This is a genomic window from Sphingobium cloacae (assembly GCF_002355855.1).
GTDB lineage: Bacteria > Pseudomonadota > Alphaproteobacteria > Sphingomonadales > Sphingomonadaceae > Sphingobium > Sphingobium cloacae.
The window spans coordinates 2,178,301-2,202,274 of record NZ_AP017655.1 but is presented as its reverse complement, the minus strand read 5'-3'; the positions used below and the strand labels follow the sequence as shown (position 1 = coordinate 2,202,274).

21 protein-coding genes are annotated in these 23,974 nt (G+C 67.9%); 10 read left to right on the top strand and 11 right to left on the bottom strand.

Features of this window, described 5'->3' with window-relative positions; all coding sequences use genetic code 11:
- Nucleotides 1–63: 63 nt before the first annotated feature.
- From rfbA to SCLO_RS10950, 10 genes are read right to left on the bottom strand one after another with little or no spacing between them, the layout of a single operon-like run.
- The gene (rfbA, locus tag SCLO_RS10995) at nucleotides 64–933 is read right to left on the bottom strand and encodes a glucose-1-phosphate thymidylyltransferase RfbA (RefSeq protein WP_066518003.1); all 870 of its coding nucleotides are present in this window, start codon (nucleotides 931–933) and stop codon (nucleotides 64–66) included.
- The gene (gene rfbD / locus SCLO_RS10990; protein WP_066518067.1) at nucleotides 930–1,817 is read right to left on the bottom strand and encodes a dTDP-4-dehydrorhamnose reductase; all 888 of its coding nucleotides are present in this window, start codon (nucleotides 1,815–1,817) and stop codon (nucleotides 930–932) included. The genes rfbA and rfbD overlap by 4 nt, the downstream gene beginning before the upstream one ends.
- A 20-nt stretch (nucleotides 1,818–1,837) precedes the next feature.
- Complete coding sequence (gene rfbB, locus SCLO_RS10985) at nucleotides 1,838–2,890, bottom strand: dTDP-glucose 4,6-dehydratase (RefSeq protein ID WP_066518002.1); 1,053 nt, start codon at nucleotides 2,888–2,890, stop codon at nucleotides 1,838–1,840.
- Complete coding sequence (rfbC, locus tag SCLO_RS10980) at nucleotides 2,875–3,495, bottom strand: dTDP-4-dehydrorhamnose 3,5-epimerase (RefSeq protein ID WP_123905482.1); 621 nt, start codon at nucleotides 3,493–3,495, stop codon at nucleotides 2,875–2,877. The genes rfbB and rfbC overlap by 16 nt, the downstream gene beginning before the upstream one ends.
- A gap of 14 nt (nucleotides 3,496–3,509) precedes the next feature.
- Nucleotides 3,510–4,568, bottom strand: a complete 1,059-nt coding sequence (locus SCLO_RS10975) for a UDP-glucuronic acid decarboxylase family protein (RefSeq protein WP_083949104.1) — start codon at nucleotides 4,566–4,568, stop codon at nucleotides 3,510–3,512.
- A complete protein-coding gene (locus SCLO_RS10970) occupies nucleotides 4,565–5,545 on the bottom strand; it encodes a glycosyltransferase family 2 protein (protein ID WP_066518000.1) in 981 nt (326 codons plus the stop codon). The genes SCLO_RS10975 and SCLO_RS10970 overlap by 4 nt, the downstream gene beginning before the upstream one ends.
- Nucleotides 5,542–6,654, bottom strand: coding sequence for a glycosyltransferase family 4 protein (locus SCLO_RS10965; RefSeq protein ID WP_066517995.1), 1,113 nt, complete (start codon nucleotides 6,652–6,654; stop codon nucleotides 5,542–5,544). The genes SCLO_RS10970 and SCLO_RS10965 overlap by 4 nt, the downstream gene beginning before the upstream one ends.
- Nucleotides 6,651–8,084, bottom strand: a complete 1,434-nt coding sequence (locus SCLO_RS10960; RefSeq protein WP_066517994.1) for a lipopolysaccharide biosynthesis protein — start codon at nucleotides 8,082–8,084, stop codon at nucleotides 6,651–6,653. Before SCLO_RS10960 ends, SCLO_RS10965 begins: the two co-directional genes overlap by 4 nt.
- On the bottom strand, nucleotides 8,081–9,622 hold the full coding sequence (locus SCLO_RS10955) for an O-antigen ligase family protein (RefSeq protein ID WP_066517992.1): 1,542 nt from the start codon (nucleotides 9,620–9,622) through the stop codon (nucleotides 8,081–8,083). Before SCLO_RS10955 ends, SCLO_RS10960 begins: the two co-directional genes overlap by 4 nt.
- Nucleotides 9,612–10,637, bottom strand: a complete 1,026-nt coding sequence (locus SCLO_RS10950) for a tyrosine-protein kinase family protein (protein ID WP_123905481.1) — start codon at nucleotides 10,635–10,637, stop codon at nucleotides 9,612–9,614. The genes SCLO_RS10955 and SCLO_RS10950 overlap by 11 nt, the downstream gene beginning before the upstream one ends.
- Before the next feature lie 329 nt (nucleotides 10,638–10,966).
- Between SCLO_RS10950 and SCLO_RS10945 the strand changes: the two genes are divergently transcribed.
- From SCLO_RS10945 to SCLO_RS10905, 10 genes are read left to right on the top strand one after another with little or no spacing between them, the layout of a single operon-like run.
- Nucleotides 10,967–12,406, top strand: coding sequence for an undecaprenyl-phosphate glucose phosphotransferase (locus SCLO_RS10945; protein WP_066517989.1), 1,440 nt, complete (start codon nucleotides 10,967–10,969; stop codon nucleotides 12,404–12,406).
- Nucleotides 12,406–13,503 (top strand): glycoside hydrolase family protein, encoded by a 1,098-nt coding sequence (locus SCLO_RS23355; protein WP_066517988.1) that lies wholly within the window; start codon nucleotides 12,406–12,408, stop codon nucleotides 13,501–13,503. The genes SCLO_RS10945 and SCLO_RS23355 overlap by 1 nt, the downstream gene beginning before the upstream one ends.
- Nucleotides 13,500–14,219, top strand: coding sequence for a nucleotidyltransferase family protein (locus SCLO_RS23350; protein WP_066517987.1), 720 nt, complete (start codon nucleotides 13,500–13,502; stop codon nucleotides 14,217–14,219). The genes SCLO_RS23355 and SCLO_RS23350 overlap by 4 nt, the downstream gene beginning before the upstream one ends.
- Complete coding sequence (locus SCLO_RS10935) at nucleotides 14,216–15,190, top strand: NAD-dependent epimerase/dehydratase family protein (protein WP_066518062.1); 975 nt, start codon at nucleotides 14,216–14,218, stop codon at nucleotides 15,188–15,190. Before SCLO_RS23350 ends, SCLO_RS10935 begins: the two co-directional genes overlap by 4 nt.
- 43 nt (nucleotides 15,191–15,233) lie before the next feature.
- Nucleotides 15,234–16,154 (top strand): glycosyltransferase, encoded by a 921-nt coding sequence (locus SCLO_RS10930; protein ID WP_066517985.1) that lies wholly within the window; start codon nucleotides 15,234–15,236, stop codon nucleotides 16,152–16,154.
- Complete coding sequence (locus SCLO_RS10925; protein WP_066517983.1) at nucleotides 16,151–16,885, top strand: polysaccharide biosynthesis/export family protein; 735 nt, start codon at nucleotides 16,151–16,153, stop codon at nucleotides 16,883–16,885. Before SCLO_RS10930 ends, SCLO_RS10925 begins: the two co-directional genes overlap by 4 nt.
- Nucleotides 16,878–18,512 carry a GumC family protein gene (locus tag SCLO_RS10920; RefSeq protein WP_066517981.1) on the top strand — a complete coding sequence of 545 codons (1,635 nt, stop codon included), beginning with the start codon at nucleotides 16,878–16,880 and terminating at the stop codon, nucleotides 18,510–18,512. The genes SCLO_RS10925 and SCLO_RS10920 overlap by 8 nt, the downstream gene beginning before the upstream one ends.
- A gap of 31 nt (nucleotides 18,513–18,543) precedes the next feature.
- Complete coding sequence (locus tag SCLO_RS10915; protein ID WP_066517979.1) at nucleotides 18,544–19,359, top strand: class I SAM-dependent methyltransferase; 816 nt, start codon at nucleotides 18,544–18,546, stop codon at nucleotides 19,357–19,359.
- On the top strand, nucleotides 19,352–20,569 hold the full coding sequence (locus SCLO_RS10910) for a DUF1972 domain-containing protein (RefSeq protein ID WP_066517977.1): 1,218 nt from the start codon (nucleotides 19,352–19,354) through the stop codon (nucleotides 20,567–20,569). The genes SCLO_RS10915 and SCLO_RS10910 overlap by 8 nt, the downstream gene beginning before the upstream one ends.
- Nucleotides 20,566–21,732 carry a glycosyltransferase family 4 protein gene (locus tag SCLO_RS10905; RefSeq protein ID WP_066517975.1) on the top strand — a complete coding sequence of 389 codons (1,167 nt, stop codon included), beginning with the start codon at nucleotides 20,566–20,568 and terminating at the stop codon, nucleotides 21,730–21,732. The genes SCLO_RS10910 and SCLO_RS10905 overlap by 4 nt, the downstream gene beginning before the upstream one ends.
- Nucleotides 21,733–21,750: 18 nt before the next feature.
- Here SCLO_RS10905 and SCLO_RS10900 read toward each other — a convergent pair whose 3' ends face one another.
- Nucleotides 21,751–23,970, bottom strand: coding sequence for an amylo-alpha-1,6-glucosidase (locus tag SCLO_RS10900; RefSeq protein ID WP_066517973.1), 2,220 nt, complete (start codon nucleotides 23,968–23,970; stop codon nucleotides 21,751–21,753).
- Nucleotides 23,971–23,974 lie beyond the last annotated feature (4 nt).

Below are 23,974 nucleotides of genomic sequence, written 5' to 3'. Positions count from 1 at the left end.
CGGCCCCTTGCGTCAAAGGACCGGCGCGCATGGCGACGCCATCCTCGCGTTCCGAGGACCGGTTCATCGACCCTGGGCGGCCATGATGATGGCTTGGCCATAGGCGGTCTTGGCGAAGGCTTCGCCGCGCGCGATGGCCTGCGCCCTGTCGATGAATCCTTGCTGATAGGCGATCTCCTCCAGACAGGCGATCTGGATGCCCTGCCGATTCTGGACGGTGCGGACGAATTCGGACGCTTCGATCAGGCTGTCATGCGTGCCTGTGTCGAGCCAGGCATAACCGCGGCCCATCTGCTCGACATGGAGATCGCCCGTTTCCATGTAGAGGCGGTTGATGTCGCTGATCTCCAGTTCGCCCCGCTCGGAAGGGATGAGGCGGCGCGCGAAATCGACGACCCGATTGTCGTAGAAATAAAGGCCCGTAACCGCGCAGTTCGACTTGGGATGTGCGGGCTTTTCCTCGATGCTGAGCGCGCGGCCGTCCGGACCCAATTCGACGACGCCATAGCGTTCCGGATCGTCGACCCTGTAGGAAAACACCGTGGCGCCGTGCGTTCGCGCCATCGCATTGCGCAGCAGCGTGGTCAGATGCGCGCCGAAGAAGATGTTGTCGCCCAGGACCAGCGCGACCGGATCGTCGCCGATGAAGTCGGCCCCGATCAGGAACGCCTGCGCCAGCCCTTCCGGCCTGGGCTGTTCGGCATAATGAATGTGGAGCCCCCATGTCGTGCCGTCGCCGAAGAGGCGGCGGTAGCTGTCCAGATAGTCCGGCGAGGAGATGAGGAGGATGTCGCGTATCCCCGCCAGCATGAGCACGGACAGCGGATAATAGATCATCGGCTTGTCATAGACGGGCAGCAGCTGCTTGTTCACCGCGAGGGTGGCCGGGTAGAGCCGCGTGCCCGATCCGCCGGCCAGAATGATGCCCTTCATAGCTTCTTCCCCATCAGTTGATCCAATATCTCGTCCAGCGCCTCCTCCCACGGACGCGGCACGATGCCGTAATCCCGCTCGATCGCCTGCGTGCAGAGCAGCGAACGGGCGGGACGGCGCGCGCGCATGGGATAGGCGGACGAAGCGATATTCTCGATCCTTGCGCGGGGACCGCCGCGTGCCGCCGATCCCGCCAGGATGACGCGGGCGAAATCGGCCCAGCTGACCGCGCCACGGTTGCTGAAATGATAGATGCCCGCGGGCGCCTCCGGATCGAGCGCCAGCCCCATGGCGATGGCGGCAAGCGCCCGCGCCAGATCGGCGGCGGAGGTCGGGCTGCCCCGCTGGTCGGAAACGACGCCGATGCTGTCCCTTTCGGCGGCGAGGCGCAGCATCGTCCGCACGAAATTATGGCCATGGGCGGAGACGAGCCACGCCGTCCGCACGATCGCATGCTGCCCCCCGGCCGTTGTGACCGCCATTTCCCCCGCCGCCTTCGAAGCGCCATAGACGCCGAGCGGCCGCACCGGATCGTGCGGCTGGCGCATCCGGTCCCCGTCGCCGTCGAAAACATAGTCGGTCGACACATGGACGAGCGGGATGCCCGCCTCCGCGCAGGCCGCCGCCAGCGCGGCGGGGGCCAGGGCATTGATGCGCCATGCTTCCACCACGTCGGTTTCGGCCCCGTCCACGTCGGTATAGGCGCCCGCATTGATGACGGCGGCGTGGTGGCCCCGCGCGATGAAGCGGCCGATCGCGTCGCTGTCCCGCAGGTCGAGCGTCGTCCGGTCCGCCGCATGGATCGACCAGCCCTGCGGCAGGGGCAGGGCGCGCAGCGCGGTGCCCAGCTGCCCCGCGCCGCCGGTGACGAGGATGGTCCGCATCGTCGCTGCCTCCTCCCCCCTCAGGCCGCCAGCCCGCGCCGGCGCCCGGAATCGCGGTCCCGCACGATGGCGCGCCACCACTCCTCATGGGCCAGATACCAGCGCACGGTCTTTTCCAGCCCGCTTTCGAAGCTCTCCAGCGGTTCCCAGCCCAGCTCGCGCCGGATGCGGGCGGCGTCGATGGCGTAGCGCCGGTCGTGCCCCGGACGGTCGGCCACATGGACGATCCGGTCGGCATGGCTGCCGTCCGGCCCGGGCCGCAGCCGGTCGAGGATCGCGCAGACCGCGCGCACCACCTCGATATTCCGCCTCTCGCTGTCGCCGCCCACATTATAGGTGTGCCCCGGCGTCCCCCGTTCGAACACGGCCTGCAACGCGCGGACATGATCGTCGACATACAGCCAGTCGCGCACCTGATCGCCCGCGCCATAGACCGGCAGCGCTTCCCCCGCGAGCGCCTTGACGATCATGAGCGGGATCAGCTTCTCCGGGAAATGATAGGGGCCGTAATTGTTGGAGCAGTTGGTGATGAGGACCGGCAGGCCATAGGTGTGGCCCCATGCGCTCACCAGATGGTCCGCGCCGGCCTTCGACGCGGAATAGGGCGAGCGCGGATCATAGGCGGTGTCCTCGGTGAACAGGCCGGTATCGCCCAGCGAGCCGTAGACCTCGTCCGTGGAGATGTGATGGAAACGGAAGCGATCCCGCTCCTCGCCCTTGAGGGCGCTCCAGTAATCGCGCGCGGCGGCCAGCATCCGGAACGTGCCGACGATATTGGTGCGGATGAAGGCGTCGGGCCCGTCGATGGATCGATCGACATGGCTTTCCGCCGCCAGATGCGTGACGATGTCGGGGCGGAAGGACGCCATCGCCTCCGCCACCTTCGCGCCGTCGCATATATCGGCCTGGACGAAGCGGTATCGCGGATTGGCGGCGACCCCCGCCACCGTCGAAAGCGTCCCGGCATAGGTGAGCTTGTCGAGATTGAGCACCTCATGCCCGCTGTTCGCGATCAGGTGGCGGATGAGCGCCGATCCGATGAAGCCCGCGCCCCCGGTTACAAGGATACGCATGGGCCGCTCCCTTGCCGGGGTCCGTGCACGACGCCGTTCTGCGCCAGCGGCGCGCCGCCGTCGAAGAAGAAGGGCGTCGCGATTTCGGACAGGGGCGGAAGGAAGGCGTCCCTGGGCGACAGATAGGGCATGATCCCGGCGGGCATCGGCCAGTCGATCGCGATGGCGGGGTCGTCCCAGCCGATCCCGCCTTCGCAATCGGGCGCATAGATGTCCGACACCTTGTAGGTGATCTCGCAATCTTCCTCCAGCGTCAGGAAGCCGTGGGCGAAACCGGCGGGCACGAAAAGCTGGTGGCCGTTGCGCGCGCTCAGTTCCGCGCCCAGCCATTGTCCGTAGCTGGGCGATCCGGTCCTGATGTCCACCGCCACGTCGAAGATGCGGCCCCTGATGCACCGGACGAGTTTCGCCTGCGCGTGGGGCGGCGCCTGGAAATGCAGGCCGCGCAGCGTGTAGGCGGCGCGCGAGAAGGAATGATTGTCCTGCACGAACCGGCAGGAAATGCCCAGACGGTCGAAGGCGGCCTCCGAATAAGTCTCGGCGAACCAGCCGCGGGCGTCGCTCCGCCGGACCGCCGGGATCAGGCTTGGCACGGTCATGTCCATGAAACGGCGCTCCATCAGCGGGTCCAGACGGCGGGCGGCGTTTCGGGCCGCGCCACGGGAAGGAGGATGTCGCCCATCGCGGCCGGCGGCATCGTGTCCGCCGCCACGATCCGCCGGACCTCCGGGGCCGCGGCCAGTGCCGCGAAATAGTCGATCGTCCGCTTCAGCCCCTCTGTCAGGGTGACCGATGGCGCCCAGTCCAGATCGGCCTGCGCGCGGCGGATGTCGGGGCGGCGCTGGCGGGGATCGTCCATCGGCAGGGGCTTGCGCACCAGCGGGGATCGCGATCCGGTGAGTTGCAGGATCGTCTCGGCCAGCTCCAATATGGTGAACTCGCCGGGATTGCCGATGTTGATGGGGCCGGTGACCGCTTCGCCGCTGTCCATCAGCCGCACCAGCCCGTCGACCAGATCGTCCACATAGCAGAAGGATCGCGTCTGCTGGCCGTCGCCATAGATGGTGATCGGCTGGCCCGCCAATGCCTGCATGATGAAGTTGGACACGACGCGCCCGTCCGCCGGGTCCATGCGCGGGCCGTAGGTGTTGAAGATGCGGGCGACCTTGATCCGCACGCTGCCTTCGCGATGATAGTCGAAGAACAGCGTTTCGGCGCAGCGCTTGCCCTCGTCATAGCAGGCGCGCGGTCCGATGGGGTTCACATGACCCCAATATTCCTCCGGTTGGGGGTGGACATCCGGGTCGCCATAGACCTCGCTGGTGGACGCCTGGAGGATCTTGGCGCCCGTGCGCTTGGCGAGGCCCAGCATGTTGATCGCGCCATGCACGCTGGTCTTGGTCGTCTGCACCGGGTTGATGCTGTATTGCAGCGGCGACGCGGGACAGGCGAGATTGTAGATCTCGTCCACCTCGACATAGAGCGGGATGGTGACGTCGTGCCGCATGAATTCGAAGCGGTCCCGCCCCAGCAGGCCGGTGAGGTTGCTCTTCGATCCGGTGAAGAGATTGTCGACGCACAGCACTTCATGCCCGTCGGCGACCAGCCGGTCGCACAGGTGCGACCCCAGGAATCCTGCCCCGCCGGTCACGAGGATTCGTTTCACTCCCTTGTTCATCGCGCCCATTCCTTTCCTTGGAGATCGAGACGTTCGTTGAGGATCGTGCGGGCCATCGCGCCCAGATAGCGGCGGGAAAAGCGCGCCATCGCGCCATAGTCGCGCCCCGGCCGGACCAGCGCGAGCAGGCTGAAGATCGCCCAGCGGCTGGCGTAGCCGGTGAAGAGGATCGCGTCATAGGCGATGCGCGCCGCCACGCCGCGCTCCCGGCGGAAGAAGAAGCGCGGCCCCTTGTAGACGCTGGCCAGCACCTCCATGGAGCGCTGGCGCGCGAAGCTCTGGCCGTGATGATGGGTGATCGTCTGCCGGGCCGAATAGAGCACCTGCCAGCCTTCGCGCGCGACGCGGTGGCACAGTTCCATATCCTCGCCGAACATGAAGAATTCGGGATGGAAGATGCGCGGCCCCACCGCCTCCCGCCGGAAGGTGAGCGACGCGCCCGACACCCAGTCGATGCGCCGGACGCCGGGCGGATCGTCGTCCAGATAGACGGCGGGCGGCGCGCAGCGTCGGGGCAGCATCAGCCCCAGGAACAGATAGTTCCACGCCAGGTTGCGCAGCGTCGGGAAGGCGCCGCCCGATGCGCGCTGGAAGCTGCCGTCGCTGTTGCGAAGCCGCGATCCCACGATGCCGATGCCGCGATCGCCGCCGATCGTCGCCAGCATCGACGCGATGGCGTCCGGGTCCGCCTCCGTGTCGGGGTTGAGCAGCATGACGAACGGCGCGTCCGTCGCTTCGTACCCAAGCTGGCATCCGTTCGCGAAGCCCAGATTGCCGCCGCTCTCGATCAGGCGGACCCAGGGGAACTCCCGCGCCACCATCGCCGCGCTGCCGTCGGCGGAGGCATTGTCGACGACGATGGTCTCGACCTCGCCCGGCTCCAGCCCCTCGCTGGCGGCGATGGCGTTCAGGCAATCGCGCAGCAGGTCGCGCACATTCCAGTTGACGATGACGATGGCGAGGCGCGGGGCGGTCATGGCATCAGGCTCCGGTAGAGATCGGCATAGGCGGGGCGGAGCGCGGACCAGCGATAGCGGGCCTGCGCATGGTCGCGCATCACGCGGCGGGCGCGTTCGTCGGGATCGGCGGCCAGCCGCTCCAGCAGCGCCGTCAGCGCGCCGGGTCGCCGCATGTCGATCCAGCAGGCGGGATTGGGGAGCAGCCAGCGGAAATGCGGCGCGTCATGGGTGATGACCGGCAGGCCCGCCGCCGCCGCCTCCACAAGGGCGAGGCCGAACGCCTCGAACGTCGCGGCGTGGGGCATGACGTCGGCCAGCGCGAACAATGCGCCCACCTCGCCCGAAGGCACATGGGTGACCCGCACCCTTTCCCCCAGCCGCGTGCGGGCATAATCCGGCAGGTCGGGATCGCCATGGTCGAGGCTGCCGTCGAGCCACAGCAGCGGATCGCCCTTCATCCGCGCCACCTCGTCGATCAGATGGTGCGTCCGCTTGTGCCCGCGATTGAGCGCGGCGACCGACAGGATGACGAAGCGGTCGGGTGCTATGCCGTGCCGCGCGCGCAGGGCGCGGCGGTCGAGCGATGTCGCGAACCGCTCCGGCCGGTAGCCGCAGGGGACGAGGCTCATATGATCGGACGGGTGCCCCTTCGCCACGGCGTCGGCCAGCGTGGCCCGCGAAATCTGGTGCAGATGATCGCAGGGGGGATAGTCGGCGGGGGGCATCGCCGTCCCCTCCGTATAGAGCATGCGGAATTTCAGCCTCAGCGCCCGGCGCAGATGGAACAGGACACGCGCCAGCGGCGGGTCGATCACATGAACGATGTCATGGCGGCCTGTGGCGATATGCGGCAGCATCGCCAGCGCGAAGGTCAGGCATTCAGCATGCATGGGCGTGCGCCCCATCAGCCGGTGCAGCGGCAGATAGCGGATCGCCCGCCCCCCGCGCGCGAGGAAGGGAAGGACGACCTCCTCCGCCGTCCGATCGCCCCCGCCCTTGAACAGGGTCATGGGAAATTCGCCGCGCATCTCGTCGAACAGGTCGCGGAACAGGCGCTCGAACCCGCGCTGGACCAGCCCGACGCCGGGACAGGCGATGGCGATGCGCGGAAGGGCAGGGGGGCTCATGCGCCGTCTCCCGCCAGGCTGCGACGCCGCCGCAGGTCCCGCCAGACCGGCGCCATCCTCCGCCGCATCAGCCGCGCGAGCAGGAGGATGAAGCCCAGCGAAAGCGTCCCCGCCGCGACGCCGCCGGGGAAGCTGCCCGCCAGCGGCGTGGCGTCGACGAGCCGGACCGCCAGCGCCGCTGCGGCCAGCAGGGCGGCGACCGGCCGCCAGTCGATCCGCGCGCCCGAAACCGCCTGTCCCATCCAGGAGACCGCCAGGCTGCCCAGCAGCAGTTCGACCAGCAGATAGCCGACGCCCGCGCCGATCACGCCAAGGCGCGGGACCAGCACGAACAGCGCGACGACCTGCGCCGCAAGCGACGCAAGGGTCAGCAGCATGGCCCGCCCCTGCCGCCCCGCGACGACGATCAGCGGCGACATGGCGGTGGTGACCGCCCGCGCCAGCAGCACCCAAGCCATCAGCCGCAGCAGCGGCGCGCCGCTCCGGAAATCGCCGCCCATCAGGCTCATCAGGAAGTCCGCCCCGCCATGGATGCCCGCGAACAGCGGCGCGGAGACGGCGACGGAAAGCAGCAGCGCGGCCTGCTGCGTCCGCTCCATTCCGGCGGGATCGCGCCGCCAGCCATGGGCGATCACGGGGAAGAAGGCGGTGTTGATGGCCTGCACGGCGATCAGGATGGGAAAGATGAACCGCGCCGCCGCCGCATAGATCGCGACGGCCTTGAGATCGAGCAGATGGGCCAGCAACAGCGGCGCGAGCGCGTCATAGAGCACCACCAGCAGGCCCGCGACGCCCAGCGGCAGCGCGCTGCGCGCCAGATGCCGCGCCGATGCGGGCGCTGCGGCGCGGCATGGCGGCGCCCAATGGATCGCCAGCGCGGCCTGCGCCAGCCGCGCCAGCGCGAAGGTCGCGATGAGGACGGGCAGGGGCGCCCGCATCAGGCTCGCCAGCGCCAGCAGCGGCAGCATCGCCGCCGTGCCCGCCAGCTCCGCCGCCATGTCCCGGTCCGGACGCAGGGCGAGGCGGAGCGCCGCGCGGGCCGGTTGCAGCAGGGCGCTCGCCCCGATCGCCACGCTTCCCGCGCAGCCCGCCAGGATCACCGGCCCGTCATAGCCCATGACGGCAAGGATCAGCGGCAGCGCCGCCGCCCCGGCCAGCCCCTGCATCCGCTTCGCGCGGGACAGGGCCGCCAGCAGCGTATCGCGCCGGTCCGGATCGCGGGCCGCGTCCCGCACCGCGATATCGGTCTGGCCGAAATCCACCAGCCATTCGAACAGGGCGACGATGCCGAGCAGCAGGGCATAGGCGCCGAAGCTTTCCGCCCCCGCGAGCCGCGCCACGCAGAGCGCCGCGACCATGCGCAGCAGCGAGAGGGCGATGCGTCCCGCCACCAGCGCGGCGCTGTTGCGGAAAAGGCTGGCTCCGCTCATGGCCTTGCCCCTGCCCCGCCGCGCGGTCCGTTCATCCGCTGCCAGCAGCGGGCGGCGGCGATGATCGCCGCGGCGATCCAGAACAGCCGCGCGCCGGGCATCTGGCGCAGGAAGAAGCTGCCGAAGCCGTCGACCATATTGGCGCAGATGCCCGCCATCGCCCCGATGCTGAGCGCGTGAAGCAGCGGGTCGGCGCAATCCCGCGCATTGCGCAGGCCCGTCAGCAGCACCGTCGCCAGCATGGCGAGGAAGCAGGCGAGGCCGATCGTGCCCTGTTCCGCCCATATGAGTAGATAGATGTCGTGCACCACCGGCCAGTTCGCGCCGAAGGTCCGGGTCAGCCCTTCCGCGCCGCCATATTCGGTGCGTCCGGGCAGATGATAGACGAAGCTGTTGAGGCCCACGCCCAGCAGCGGATGGTCCTTCACCATGCCCCAGGCGACGCCCATCCATTCCCAGCGGAAATCGACCGCGCCGGGATCGCTCTGGGTGAAGCGGCGCACGATGGCGGGCGCGGCCGCCAGCGCGGCGGCCAGGCCCAGCACGAGCGTCCCCGCCGCCGTCGCCATCGCGCGCCGCCGCGACCGCCGGTCGCGCAGCATGAGGAAGATGACGATGGGCGCGGCCAGCGCGAAGGACAGCCAGCCCGACCGCGACAGGGTCAGCAGCAATGCCAGCAGCGCCGTCCCCAGCACCCCCGCCACCGCCAGCTTGCGGGGCGGCGAAAGGCGCGTCATCAGCATGGCCAGCAGCATCGGCGCGACGAGGGCGATAAACCCCGCCAGCATGTTGGGATGGCCCAGCAGCCCGCCGATGCGGAAGGTCGCGCCGCCGTCCATATACGTGGCCTTGTTCGCATATTCGAGCGTGGTCATCGTCGCCTCGCCCAGCATCTGAAGGCCGATGTCGCCCTTCTTCGCGAATTGCAGGATGCCGACCGCCGATTGCAGCAGCAGGCCGCAGCACAGGGCGGCGAAGAGGTGCAGGAACTTGCGCACCCGCACCAGCTCGTTCACCAGCAGCAGGAACAGGGCGAGCGATTTCGCCATCTGCGCCGTCTCCATCAGCGCCAGTTGCCGCATCGGCGCGACGACGGCGGACAGCAGGCCCAGCGCGATCATCGCGCTCCACCACGCGGCCACGGGCGGAAAGCGCAGCCGCCCTTCGCCCCGCATCCGGTCGCGCAGTTGGAAGAGGGCCAGGGCGACGAGGAAGAAGTCGACGATCTCGATGGAATAGGCGCCCGCGCCGCCCATGTGCGGCATGGGGTGGAAGCGCTTGGCGATGCCCAGCGGCGCGGTGAGGCCCACGCCCCACAGGCAGGCGAGGCGCAGATTGCCGCACGCCCACAGCGCCGCCGTTCCTCCGGCCGCGGCGAACGCCATCAGCGCGGGTCCCCGCCCGGCCGTCGCCCCCGCCACGATCGTCAGCGCGCCGGCGCCCGCCGCCAGGCAGGCGATGACCGCCGCCCCCCTTGCCGACTGTCGTCGCCCGGAACGGTCGTGGGACAGGAAAAGCGCGCGCCCGTCAGGCGTCATGCCGTCCCCCTTGCCGACTGTCGTCGCCCGGCGCGGGCGGCACGGTCAGGATCAGGCCCAGATCGTGGATGCCGTTCGACCGGAAGGCGGTGCGCGCGGCGGAAAGGCTGTCCATGCGCGACCGCCCTTCCTCCGCCAGCACCAGCACGAAATCGGCGCGGGCCGCCATGGCGAGGTTGCGCGTATCGGCGGTGATCGCGCGCTGCTGGATCAGCACATGGTCGAAACGCTCCGCCAGGAAGGGGAGGATGGCGGCCATGTCCTCCGGACGGCTCGCGCCGGGGCGCAGTCCCGCTCCCAGGATGAACAGGGAAGGGCGGCTCAGCGCATGGATCATCTCCAGCGTCGCCCACTGGTCGTGCGCGCAGGCCTCCGACAGGCCGGGCTGCCCATCCACGCCCAGCACCGTGCCGATCCCGTCCTCGGCCAGCGTGGCGTCGACGATCAGCAGCCTTCCGCCCAGCTCGTCCTGCATGATCGCGGACAGCATCAGCATCGCTTCATTGGCGGTGCCCATGCCGCACACCGCGCTGACGAGCAGCGTGCGGAGCGGTGTGCCGCGCCTTTCCCCCGCGACGCGCCGCACCAGATAGCGATAGCTGCGCGACGCCACCTCCCGCGGCGGGGCCAGCGCCCCCAGCGAACGGTCCGCCGCCGTTCCGATTTTTCGTATTTTCCGCATAAGGGCCGCGCCGGCTCCCAGCGCGCGGCGGATGATTCGCGGCGGGGTCCGATCGCGCGAATCGGTGGCGGCGGGGCGCGCGGATGGTTTCCGCGATGCCGCGCCGCGCCAGGCGGCGGCATGAAAATTCGCGTTCGCGCGCAGCGGATCGCGGGCCGCTCCTGCTGCCCGCGCGGCGCGCCACACGATCCTGTAGCCGCGCGGCACCCGCGACCATGGCGTGTCCGCACGGCGCACGAGTTCGCGGCTGCAATGCAGGCAGCGGGAAAATCCGACGCCTTCATTCCACACGACCGCGGGGTTCACCCGGTGCAGGCCCAACGCACATAACATGGGGATCGACGCTCCCTTTCACGCTTTATTCCGCGCTTTAACCAAGGCGGAAATGACGAATACTCGTCGAATCAAGTATTGATGGGATAGGATATATTACTTTCCGCATTCTTACCGATCAACACATGTAAAAACGAATGTGTCAAAAACGGACACTCGGTAAGAATATGGTTACTAAATGTGTTTTAGCTTCTGGTGTGAGGTAAGATGAGAATGTGATTCGAAAATTCAGTTATGAATATTATCAGAGTTTCTCACCTATATTTTGCGTAAAATACATATTTTATGTACTCGATTACGCAAAAGGTACGTCTGGGAGTGGTTGAGGGATGCCGATACAGGGGTCGGACGCGGATTTCAGGACGAGCGGGATATTCCAGCAATATGGAGCGATCCTCGTCCGGCTGTGCCGGATCGTGGACACGCTGCTCATCGTGCTGGCGATGCTGCTGTGCGTGCGGGCGGTCTGGCCCTCTCCGCGCGAAGCCGTGGTGGATGCGCTGCTATGCGTCGCGGTGCTGGAATTCACCGCCTCCTTCTTCCATCTCAGCCGGTCCTGGCGGGTCGTGCGCCTCCGGCACGAGATCGCGGACCTCGGCTCCTACTGGACGATCAGCTTCCTCGCCCTGCTGGGCCTGTTCTGGCTGCTGGGCGACCTTCCCTTCGCGCGGATTTCCGAATGGCTGCCGGTCATGACGGCCTGGTATGCCGCCGCGCTGGCCGCCATTATCCTGTTCCATCTCGCCGTTCGCATGGGGCTGCGCTATTATCGCGCCTTCGGTCACGACCACCGCAACGCCGCCTTCATCGGCGCGACCGAGACCGCCGAACGCCTGCAAGCGGTCTTCGCGCGGCAACGCTGGATGGGCATCCGCTCGCTGGGCGTGTTCGACGACCGGCAGCCGGGCGACGACCGGACGGCCGCCATCCCGGCCGACCAGATGCGCGGGTCGGTCGACGCGCTCTACGATCTGGCGCGGCAGGGCGCGGTGAGCCGCATCTACGTCACCCTGCCCATGGCGGCCGAACAGCGCATCAAGGCCATTATCGACCGTTTCGGCGACACCACCGCCTCCATCTATTATTGCCCGCCGCTGTTCCGGCTGGACCTGGTGGGCGCGCGCTGGGACGATGTGTACGGCCAGCCCGTCGTCAGCGTCGTCGAATCCCCGTTCGAAGGCTATTCGCGCATCGTCAAGCGGATCGAGGACATCGCGCTGACCCTGCTGGCGCTGCCGTTCCTCCTGACCGTCACGGCCATCGTCGCCGTCGCGATCAAGCTCGATTCGCCGGGGCCCGTCTTCTACCGCCAGCTTCGCTACGGCCTCGACGGCAAGCCTTTCCGCATCTGGAAGTTCCGCAGCATGCATGTGTCGGACAGCGACCATTTCGTGCAGGCGCGGCGCGGCGACAACCGGATCACGCGGGTCGGCGGCTTCCTGCGCCGGACCTCGATCGACGAGCTGCCGCAATTCCTGAACGTGCTGCGGGGCAATATGTCCGTCATCGGGCCGCGCCCGCACCCCATCGCGCTCGACGAATCCTTCCGCCCGGTCATCCGCCGCTATTCGGTGCGGCACAAGATCAAGCCGGGCATCACCGGCCTGGCCCAGATCAACGGCTGGCGCGGCGAGACCGAAACGCTCGACAAGATGGAGCAGCGGGTCGTCCACGACATCGAATATCTGCGCCGCTGGTCGCTCTGGCTCGACCTCAAGATCCTCGCCCGCACCGTGCTGGTGCCCTTTGCCGACCGGAACGCCTTCTGATGCGCGGCCGTGTCTCCCTTGCCCTCGCGGCGCTGCTGGCCGGCTGCGGCGCGGCCGATCCCGCGCCGGAACCGCCGCCCGCCGCGGCGGGATGGACGGTCAGCCGCCATGCGCCGGTGATCCCGGCCGGATCGCTGCGTCCGCAAGCGCTGTGGAACGATCCCAGCCTGTTGCGGACGGACGAGGGCTATGTCCTCTACATGACCAGCAGCACCGGCGAGCCGTTCAAGCCGCCCGTCCTGCCGTTCCGCGCCACCTCGCCCGACGGGCGGCGCTGGACCCTCTCGCCCGCGACGCCGCTGCTGTCGCCGGAGGGCGGCCCCTATGCCAGCATCGAAACGCCCAGCGTCGCGCGCTTTCGCGGGCGTTACTGGATGGCCTTCACCGGCATCTACCCCGATCCCGATCCTTCGCCCATGGCCATCGGCCTCGCCATATCGCCGGACGGCATCGACTGGCGGATCGCGCAATGGACGCTGCTCCGGGCATCGGGCGGCGCGACCGACTGGAACGGCTATCTGGTGGGCGAGCCGGGGCTGGCGGTGCTGGGCGATCGGCTGTTCCTCTATTTCTCCGCCGTGGGCGGGCGCGAGGGAGGCGGGCCGCCGCTCCAGTCCATCGGCCTTGTCACCTCGACCGACGGCGTCCGGTTCAGCGCGCCGCGCCAGGTGCTGCGGCAGGGGCCGCTCTATCCGGCGGCGCAGGGCTATGCGGGCTATTCCTCCCCCGCCGCGCTGGCGCGGGACGGCGGCATCGACCTCTTCTATTCGGTCGCCCATGTCCGCAAGGGCGCGGACCCCGAATGGCAGCAGGCGGCGATCCATCATGCCCGCTCGGCGGATGGCGACGCGCCGTTCGTGGAGGACAAGGCGCCCGTCCTCACCCGGCGAAGCACGGACTGGACGGATGGCGAGATTCTCGCGCCCGCGCCGCTGGTCGACGGAACCGACCTGCAACTCTGGTTCGCGGGCCATGTGGCGAACGCAAAGCTCGCGCCGCTGATCCGGCGCGGCTTCAGCGGCCCGGAATTCGGCATCGGCATCGCCACCCTTCCCCTCGAACAGTTCGATCGCACCATGAAAGGAACCGCCAGATGAAGGTTGTCATACTCTGCGGGGGCCAAGGCATCCGGGCCTTCCCCTTCACCACCTATCTGCCCAAGCCGATGCTGCCGCTCGGCGGAACGCCCGTGCTGGTGCATGTCATCAAGAATTTCATCCGGCAGGGCTTTCATGAATTCATCCTGGCGGCAGGATACCGGCAGGATGTCCTCCACGATTATTTCGAGGGGAAGGACATCGGCGCCCATATCGAGATCGTGGATACCGGTGAGGAAGCCGATACCGGCCGCCGCATCTATAATTGCCGCCACCTGATCGACGGTCCGTTCATCGCCACTTATGGCGACGGGCTGTCGGACGTGTCGCTGCACGATGTCATCGCCTTCCACCGCGGCCATGGCGCGCGGCTGACGATCACCTCCGTCCCCATGTATTCGCAATATGGCGTGCTGTCGGTCGCGGAGGACGGGGCCATCGACCGCTTCGTCGAAAAGCCGCTGATCCAGGATTACTGGATCAACGCGGGCTTCATGGTGATGGAGCCGGCGATCTTCGACGACTGGAACGGCGAAAATCTGGAGCGGGACATCATCCCGCCGATGATCGCCCGGCGCGAAGCCTTCACCTATCGCCATGACGGTTTCTTCAAGTCCTTCGACTTCTACAAGGACGTGGTCGAAATGGACGAGGTCATCGCGGAAGGCCAGCCGCTGCCATGGATCGCGGCCCCGATGCAGGAGCGCGCGGCATGAGCTTCTGGAAGGGCAAGACCTGCCTCGTCACCGGCGCGACCGGCTTTCTGGGCGGATCGCTGGTCGCCGAACTGCTGGCGCAGGGGGCGGAGGTCGTCGCGCTGGTCCGCGACATGGTGCCCCAGTCCCGCTTCCAGTCGACCGATCTCGCCGGCCGGGCCAAGGTCGTGCGCGGCGCGCTGGAGGATTATGACGTGATCGAGCGCGCGATCAACGAATATGCCGTGGACACCGTCTTCCACCTCGGCGCGCAGGCGATCGTGGGCGTGGCGAACCGCAATCCCCTCTCCACCTTCGAGGCGAACATCAAGGGGACATGGGTGCTGCTGGAGGCGTGCCGGCGCGTGGGGACCGTCGAGCGCATCGTCGTCGCCTCCTCCGACAAGGCCTATGGCGACCATGAAGTCCTGCCCTATCGGGAGGACTTCGCCTTGCAGGGGCGGCATCCCTATGACGTGTCGAAAAGCTGCGCCGACCTGATCGCGCTGTCCTACGCGCAGAGCTACCGCCTGCCCGTCACCATCACGCGATGCGGCAACCTGTTCGGGCCGGGCGACCTCAACGTCAACCGCATCGTGCCGGGCACCTGCCTCGCCGCCATCGACGGGGAGCGCCCGGTGATCCGCTCGGACGGGTCGCCGGTGCGCGACTATGTGTTCGTGGAGGACATCGTGCGCGCCTATCTGCTGCTGGGCGAGCATATGGGCGACGCGGGGATCGTCGGGCGCGCCTTCAACTTCGGCACGGGCGAGCCGGTCAGCGTGCTCGACCTTACCCGGCGGACGCTGGCGGCGGCGGGGCGGGCCGATCTGGAACCCGATGTCCGCAACAACGCCCATGGCGAGATCCAGGCGCAATATCTCTCGTCCGACCTCGCGGCGGAAAAGCTCGGCTGGGCGCCGGCCGCGCGGCTGGACGAACGGCTCCGGCAGACCTTCCTCTGGTACAGGGACCACCGCCATTTTTTCTGAGCGCGTCTTCGTCGGCATCCCCACCTATAACCGCCCCGATTTCGTGCGGGACGCGGTGGAAAGCCTGCGTATCCAATCCTTCGCCTGGTTCCGCGCCGTCGTCAGCGACAATTGCTCTCCGGGCGGCGCGGGGGAAGAGGTCCGCGCCTTCGTGGAGGGCCTGGGCGATCCGCGCTTCCGCTTCGTGCAGCAGCCGGAAAATCGCGGCGAATATGGGCAGGGCCGCTATCTGCTGGCGGCGGCGGGGAACGCCGAATATTTCTGCATCCTCCACGACGACGACCTGCTCGCCCCCTATTATCTGCAACGGGCGGTGGCGGCGCTGGACGCTTCGCCCGGCTGCGCGCTGTTCGTCGCCAATCCCTGGCTGCTGGACGAGACGGGCCGCGCGTCCCAGCCGCAGACGATGGACTATCACCGCCGGCACGGCCGGTGCCGCCGCGAAGCAGGACCCTTCCCGGTGCTCGACACCCATATGGAAAGCGGCTTCACCCCCATTTCCGGCACGCTGTTCCGCACGGCGGCGCTGCATGCGTCCGGTTTCGTCGATGCCGATTGCCACGGCAATTTCCCGTTCGAACTCAATATCTTCACGCGGCTGGGGGATGTCGGGGCGACGGGCTGGTTCGATCCCGACCTGCTCGTCGGTTTCCGCTTTCATGCGGGGTCGCTCCGCAACACGCTGGGCCTGATGCACAATCCGGCGGTCGTGGGGACGATGCTGCGCATCCTGGAACGGCGGCGCTATCGGGGCGCGCCCGAACGGCGGCGGCGCGCCATCGTCGCCCGGCTGCACCGCGCCTGGGCGCAGATGCGGCTGGAAGAGGGCGATGTCCGCGCGGCGCGGCAGGCCGTGCGCCACGCCTGCGCCGTCAATCCGCTGTCCCCCCGCGCCTGGTGGATGCGCGCGCGCCTTTCCCTCCGCCCGCCCCGCGCCTTTCCCACGGAAGGAACGTCGTCTTGAAACATCTTGTCCTTGCCGCGCCGCTGATGCTGCTGTGCGCCTGCGCGGGCAGCCTGAAGGAAGCGCGCACCGTCGCCGCCGCGCCCGATGTCATCCGCTCTACAGCGCGTTATGAGCGGGCCTATCTCCTCGCGCCGGGCGACATGGTGGAGGTGCTGGTCGACCGGATGCCCGAACTGTCCCGCACCGCCACCATCCGCCCGGACGGCATGGTGACGCTGCCCAAGACGGGGGACATCCGCCTTGCCGGGCTTGCGCCGATGGACGCGGCCCGGTCGGTGCGGCAGGCGCTGCTGCCACGGGTCATCGATCCGCAGGTCACGGTGGCGGTCACCAATCCGCGCGAGGCCCGTGTCTTCGTCGCCGGGGAAGTGAACCGCCCCGGCGCGGTTCCCCTGCGCGACGCGCCCACCGCCGCGCAGGCGATCGTGCTGGCGGGCGATCTGGGCAAGGCCGCCGCGCATGGCAATGTCGCGCTCATCCGGCTGGACGATGCGGGGCATCTGACCGCCCATATCCTGCACACGCAGGCGAAGGGCCATGCGGGCCTGCTCTTCACGCTCCAGAACCTGCCGCTGCAACCCGACGACGTGATCGTCGTGCAGGAAAGCGGCGCCGCGCGGTTCGGCCGCTTCATCCAGAATTATGTCAACGCGCCCTTGGGCGGCCTGACTCAGCTCATTGCGCCCTATGTGCAGTTGCGGCTGTTGCAGGAAATCAACCGTGACTGATCCGCATGCCCTGCCGATGGCCTCCGCGCCACATGCCGAAGCCGTGCCCTACCGCCCGGAAGCGGACAGTTTCGACTTCCGCCGCGCGGGGCGGATCGTGCGGCTGGCGATGGCGGGGCACCGGCGGCTGATCGTGGCGGTGACGGCGCTGACGCTGGCGCTGGTGACGCTCTACATCCTCGTCTGGCCGCCGGTCTATTCGGCCAGCGTCACGCTGTCCGCCGTGCCGGACGACGACCGCCAGCGCGAGAGCTTCTACGACAGCTGGGCGGTCTTCCGCCGCAACGCGCTCAAGGACGAGAGGGTGCTGCTGACCTCCGGCCCGGTGTTGAAGCAGGTCATATCCGATCTCGATCTGCGCTATGAGGATGTCTACCATCCGCCGCTGCGCTACCTCACCTATCTGTGGACGCAGTCCTGGCCGGGGCAGGCGTGGCGCGCGACCAAGGATTTCCTGCGCCCGCGCCAACCGTCCCGCTATGTCCCCACGCAGGAAGAGGTCGACCGCGCGCGCACGCTCGACGATTTCCGCACCGGCGTCGCGATGATCCCGGTGGCCGACAGCAATATCGGCCTGCTGACGGTGCGCGGCCCTTCGCCCCGCGTCGCTGAGATCGCGGACAAGGTCGCCGCCACCTACATCGCCCAGCGCCGCCGCCGCTTCGCCGACGAAGCGCATCAGGCCTATGCCGCCCTGCAAGCGGAAACGGAACGGGCGCACCGCGACCTGCGCGCGCTCGAACAGCGGATGGAGCGTTACTACACGCAGAACGACATGCTGCTGATGTTCGAGAAGGACAAGATCGAGGTCGGCCAGCTCCTCCAGCAGCAGCAGGGCGTCGACGACAAACGCGTCGCCATCGCCGAAACCCAGCGGGAACTGTCGGTCGTCGCGGGGCAGCTGGCGCGCGAAGGCAGCACCATCGTCGCATCGCGGCTGGTGCAGGACAATCCGGTCGCCGCCGCGCTGCGGCAGGAAAGGGCGAAGCTGGTCGCGGCGCGCGATTCCATGCTGCTCCGCTACCGTCCGGACTCCCCGGACGTGCGCGACATGAACGACCAGATCGCTGCCATCGAAAAGCAGCTTGCGGCCGAGCCGCAACAGGGCGTGCAGCAAACCAACATCGCCCGCAACAGCGGCCATGACGCGTTGCGCGCCCGCAAGGCCGCGCTGGAAGCGAAGCTGGCGGCGGACAAGGCGGGCCTGGTCGCGCTTTCCGCCGAAGTCGAGGCGCGCCGCCAGCAGATCGACCGCATCCCGCAGAAGATGAAGGACAGCCACGACCTCAGCCGCGCCCATGACATATTGGAAAAGACCTATCTGGCGTTGCAGGACAAGCTGATGACGGCGGCGGTGACGGCGGCGACGGCCCAGTCCGCGCCGTCCGCCATCCAGGTGGTGGAAGGCGCGTCCCTGCCCGACAAGCCCGACGCGCCCCGGACCAAGCTGCTGCTGGTCGCCGCCATCGTCGTCGGGATCGGATCGGGCATCGCCTCGGCGGTCGTGCTCGACCTCCTCCAGAACCGCGCCAACCGCTTCCGGCTGACGCAGCCCGATTCTCCCTTCCCGCTCCTCGCCATCGTCGAACAGGATCGCGCCCATGCGCGGCGGCTGTTCGAACAATGATCGGTTCTTTCCAGAAGAAAGGCGTCCTTTCATGAAATATCACATCATCAGCGCCACCCGGTCTCTCGGCCTGTTGCCGGTGCTCGATCGCATGACCTTCCTGCACAAGAGCGCGAAGGCGGCGCGCGGCAATCGCGCTTTCCTGGCGAGCCGCCCCGACTTCGCGGTGCCGCCCGCCGACCTGGCCTTCGACGCCTATAACAAGGTGGACTGGGCGGACTATCACGATATGGGGCTGCGCCATGCGGGGCTGTTCGCGCGGCTCATCCGGGAAAGGCTGCCCGCCCATCCCGCGCCCGCCATCCTGGAATGGGGCTGCGGTCCCGGCCGTTTGATCCGGCACATGGCGGCGCTGATGCCGGACCGGGCGCCGCGCATCGTCGGCACCGATTACAATCCGGCGACGATCGACTGGTGCCGCGACCACCTTCCCGACATCGAGTTCGCGCTGAACGGCCTCGCCCCGCCCTTGCCCTTTCCGGACAACAGTTTCGACGCGACCTATAATTTCTCGGTCTTCACCCATTTGTCGGAGGAAATGCACGAAGCCTGGGCGCGCGAACTCTATCGGGTGCTCAAGCCCGGCGGCATGATGATCGCGACCACCCATGGCGACCATTATCGCTATCTGCTCACGCGCAGGGACGAGGCCGACGCCTATGATAGCGGCCGGATCGTCACGCAAAGGCGGTTCAGGGAAGGGAAGAAATGGTTCTTCGCCATCCATCCGCCCGCCTATGTGCGGAACACGCTGCTGGCCGGCTTCAAACAGGTGGAGCAGGTTCCGCCCGATGCCGCCGCGGACATGACGCAGGATGTCTGGCTGGGGTTCAAGCCCCATGACTGACGCATCCCGCCCGCTCCGCATCGCGATCATCGGCGATCGCGGCATCCCCGCCCGCTACAGCGGTTTCAGCACGCTGGTGGAGGAACTGGCCGTCGGGCTGGTGCGCGATCACGGCATGGACGTCACCGTCTACTGCCGGAACCAATATTATGAGGAAAGGCCCGCGCGTTTCAAAGGCGTGCGATGCCGTTACCTGCCCGCGCCCGGCGGCAAGAGCTTCGAAAGCATCGTCCACAGCAATCTCGCCGTTCTGGACGCCAGCCTGCGCCGTTTCGATCTGGTCTTCGTGGTGGACCCCGGCAACGGTCCCTTCATCGTGCCGCTCAGGCTGCGCGGCGTCCCTGTCCTGATCCACACCGACGGGCTGGGCTGGCAAAGGCGCAAATGGAGTCCGCTGCAACAGCGCTATTATAAATGGTCGGAATGGGTGAGCGCGCGGCTGGCGTCATGGCTGGTCACCGATTCCCGGGCGATGCAGCTTTACTATCGCGATGAATATCGGGCCGGCTCCACCTATATTCCCTATTCCGGCGAAGTCGGCGATGCGCCGGACCTTGCGGCGCTCGCCCGGTTCGGCGTGACGCCCGGCCAATATTATCTGGTGGTCGCCCGGATGGAGCCGGAAAACAATGTCGACCATATCATCCGCGAATATCGCCTGTCGGGTGTGAAGCATCCGCTGGTCGTGGTGGGATCGGTCCCCTATGAAAGCGATTATGCCCGTGCCGTCGCGGCCGAGGATGACGGACAGGTGCGCTGCGTCGGCGGCGTCTTCGAATCCGCCGCGCTCAACGCGCTCTACCGCCATTGCGCCGCCTATCTGCACGGGCATGAGGTCGGCGGCACCAATCCCAGCCTGTTGCGCGCGATGCACTGGGGGGCGCCCTGCGTCCCCATCGACGTGGTGTTCCATCGGGAAAATGTCGGCCCGGACAATCCCTATTTCAGCAAGGCGCGCGGTCACCTCGCCGCCATCCTCGCCGATCTGGACGCCCGCCCCGACAGGCGCGCCGCCCTGGGCCGCGCCGCGCAGGCCCGCGCGGAGGCGGCCTTCCGCTGGGATGCGGTGGTGGATGGCTATGCGGGCCTGTTCCGGCGGATGCTCGACCTCAAGGCGTCGCGGACCCGCCCGTCATCCGACCGGATCGGCGAAATGTACCGGCCCGACCGGTTCGCTGCATCCCCGGACCTCCCTGCAAGGACGGCATGAAGATCCTGCATGTCTTCAACCGCCACCGGGGCGGCGGGGGCTCGGACAATGCGTGGGACTCCACCATCGCCCTGTCGCGGCGGCGCGGCCTGTCGGTCGACTGCTTCGAACGGGACAGCCGCGCGCTGCCGCCCGGGATTCGCGGCCGGCTGACGGCCTTCGCCAACGGCCTGTACGCGCCGGGCGCGCTGCGGTCCTTCGCCGCGCGGCTGGACCGGGACCGGCCCGACATCGTGCATACGCATGAACTCTATCCGCTCATCGGCCCGTGGATATTCGAACTCTGCGCGCGCGCGGGAATCCCGGTCGTCCATAGCTGCTACGACTTCCGCATCACCTGCGCGGTCGCCACGCATCATGACGGACGAACCCTGTGCACCCGCTGCACCGATCGCGGGGCGCACCATGCGCTGCTGCGCGACTGCCGGAACAATCCGCTGGAAAGCGCCGCCTTCGCCTTGCGCCATGCCCTCGCGGCCCGGCGCGATTTCTATCGCCGTCATGTCAGCCGGTTCATCGTCCTGACCCCGTTCAGCCGGGACTGGCTGCATGAACGCGCCCATATCCCCCTCGACCGGATCAGCATCAACGAATGCGTCATCCCCGCCGCGCCGCGCCCGGTCGATCCGGCGAAGGGAGGATATTTCGCCTTTGCCGGCCGCTTCGTCCCGGAAAAGGGTCTCGACATCCTTCTGGAAGCGGCCCGCATGGCGCAGGTGCCCGTTCATGTCGCGGGCCCGGCCGGCTGCGATCCGGCCCCGCTGGTGCGGCAGGGGGTTCCGGCGACGATCACGCGGGACGCCGACATGCTGGCGCAGGTCTATCGCGGCGCCCGCGCGCTGGTGGTGCCGAGCCTCTGGTTCGAAACCTTTGCGATCGTCGCCGCCGAAGCCATGGCGCATGGCGTGCCGGTCATCGCGTCCCGCATCGGGGCCCTGACCGACACGGTGCGGGAAGGGGAGACCGGCCTGCATTTCAGGCCGGGCGACGCCGCCGATCTGGCGCGGCAGCTGCGGCGCATGTGGGATGATCCGCAACTGTGCCGCGCTCTTGGCAAGGCCGCCTATGCGGATGTCCAATCGCGGTTCGACGAGGACGCGCATTTCGACCGGCTGATGCAGGTGTACCGGACTGTCGCGAGGCCATCGCGCAGGAGCGCGTGAGCGCCGCGACGCCGCGGCTCAGGTCAGCACCAGTACCCTGGCGTCCGCGCCGTGGGAGGATTTGACGACGACATTGCCCGCCATGTTCACGCATTCGATGTCGATCTTCGCTTCGCCCACCGGCAGGCCGCGCAGCGTCAGCGTGTCGAGGAAACCCGGCAGCGTCGGCTCGATCAGCCGCACCTGATGCGCGTCGGTGTCGAAGCGCAGCCCCAGGCTCGCCTGGATGAGGAACAGCGGGGCGGCGGCCGACCAGGCCTGCGGGCTGCATGCGACCGGATAGAAGGTCGGCCCCTGCGACCGCCTGCGGGGAAAGCCGCAGAAGAGTTCGGGCAGCCGCATCTGGTCGACATAGGTGGCGGCGGCGAACAGCCCCTCGAAGATCCGCGCCGCCTCCTGCCGATGGCCATAGCGCGAAAAGCCCGCCGCGATCAGCGCATTGTCATGCGGCCAGATCGATCCGTTATGATAGCTCATCGGATTGTAGCGCGCTTCGGTCGAGGCGATGGTGCGGATGCCCCAGCCGGAAAAGGAGGCCGGGGCCATGAGCGATCGCACCACGTCGGCCGCCCGATCCTTCCGCGCCAGCCCCGCGAAGAGCACATGCCCGGCATTGGAAGATCGGACCCGGCAGGGCCGCTTCTGCCCGTCGAGCGCCAGCACATAGGTGCCCAGCGCCTCGTCGAAAAAGGCCGTATCGAACGCCTCGCGCATCCATTGCGCGCGTTCCCTGTAATGCTCCGCCCGTTCCGCATCCCCCAGCCGGCCGAAGATCAGCGCGGCCGCGTTCCATGCGCCGAAGACATAGGCCTGCACCTCCGCCAGCGCGATCGGCCCCTGCGCGATGGTTCCATCGGCGTGGAAGATGGAATCATGGCTGTCCTTCCAGCCCTGGTTGACCAGGCCCTCGTCGGTCAGCCGGCCATATTCGACGAAGCCGTCGCCGTCCCTGTCGCCATAGGCGTCGATCCAGTTCAGCGCCGCGTCGATATGATCCCGGATCGTCCGGAGGAAGGACAGGTCGTCCGTCCGCTCCAGATAGGCGCCCGCCAGCATCACGAAGAGCGGCGTCGAATCGATGCTGCCATAATAATGGCGGAACGGCACCTCGCCCAGTTCCGCCATTTCGCCATGGCGCACTTCATGCAGGATCTTGCCCGGTTCGGCATCGGCCGCCGGATCGAAGCCCGTCGCCTGGTGCGCCGCCAGATAGCCCAGAACGCCCCGGCTGATCGCCGGATCGAGCCAGAGCGTCTGGATCGCGGTGATGATCGCGTCGCGGCCGAAGATCGTGCTGAACCACGGAATCCCGGCATAGGGATAGGGGCCGTATTCCGTATCCGTCGACAGCATGGCGATGTCCGCGACGGCCCGGCGCGTCACTTCGTTGAACAGCTGGTTGGACGACCGGATGGAGGCTCCGCGCGTCAGCGCCTGCCGCGATCCCTGCATCGCTTCGCGCAGGGATTTGAGGAAGCGCTTGGGAAGCTCCTCTTCCGCCTGTTCGGCGATGCAGCCGATCCGCATGAAGATGGCGCACCGTTCCCCCGGCGACAGGGCGATGTCGAACAGGGCTTCGCCCGCCGTCAGCGATTGGGGCAGGGGATCGAACTCGATCTGCGTCACCCGCTCCAGCTCGTCGCGTCCGCGATAGCGCAGGCACACGGTATCGGCCTGTATCTCCGGCTCCAGCATCGTGCCGCGCCGCAGGCGCACGGTTCCGCGGATTTCGAACAGGTCGCGGAAATCGGCGTCGAAGCCGATCCCCACGGTCATGCCGCGGGCCTGCTTGTCGAAATTGCGGATGGTGATGCGCTCATAGACCGCGCTCTTCCACAGGAAGCGGCTGCGGCGCAGGTGGATGAGGTCATGCTCGACCTCCACCGCGCCGTCCGGCCCGATGAAGTCGGGGTTGGCGAGGTCGCAGGTCAGCATCGTATTGTCGTCCCGCAGGCTCGAACTCAGCAGGATCGGGCGCTGCCCGTTCACCGTCAGGAACAGGTGGGACAGGTGGCGCGTGTCGCGATGATAGAGGCCCTCCGGACTGCCCGGCCCGGAAATCGCGTCTCCGCTATGGTCGAACACGGCGAAGCTGTCGCCATGCTTCAATGTGCGCGGACGGCGTTCGTGCAGCGAAGCGGTGGCGGGAATGAAGAACTGGGTGTTCATCTGCGACAGGCTTTGTTCCAGCCCCGCCTTCATCCTGTCATCGGTTTGCGGCTGGACGGATGATGCCATGGCT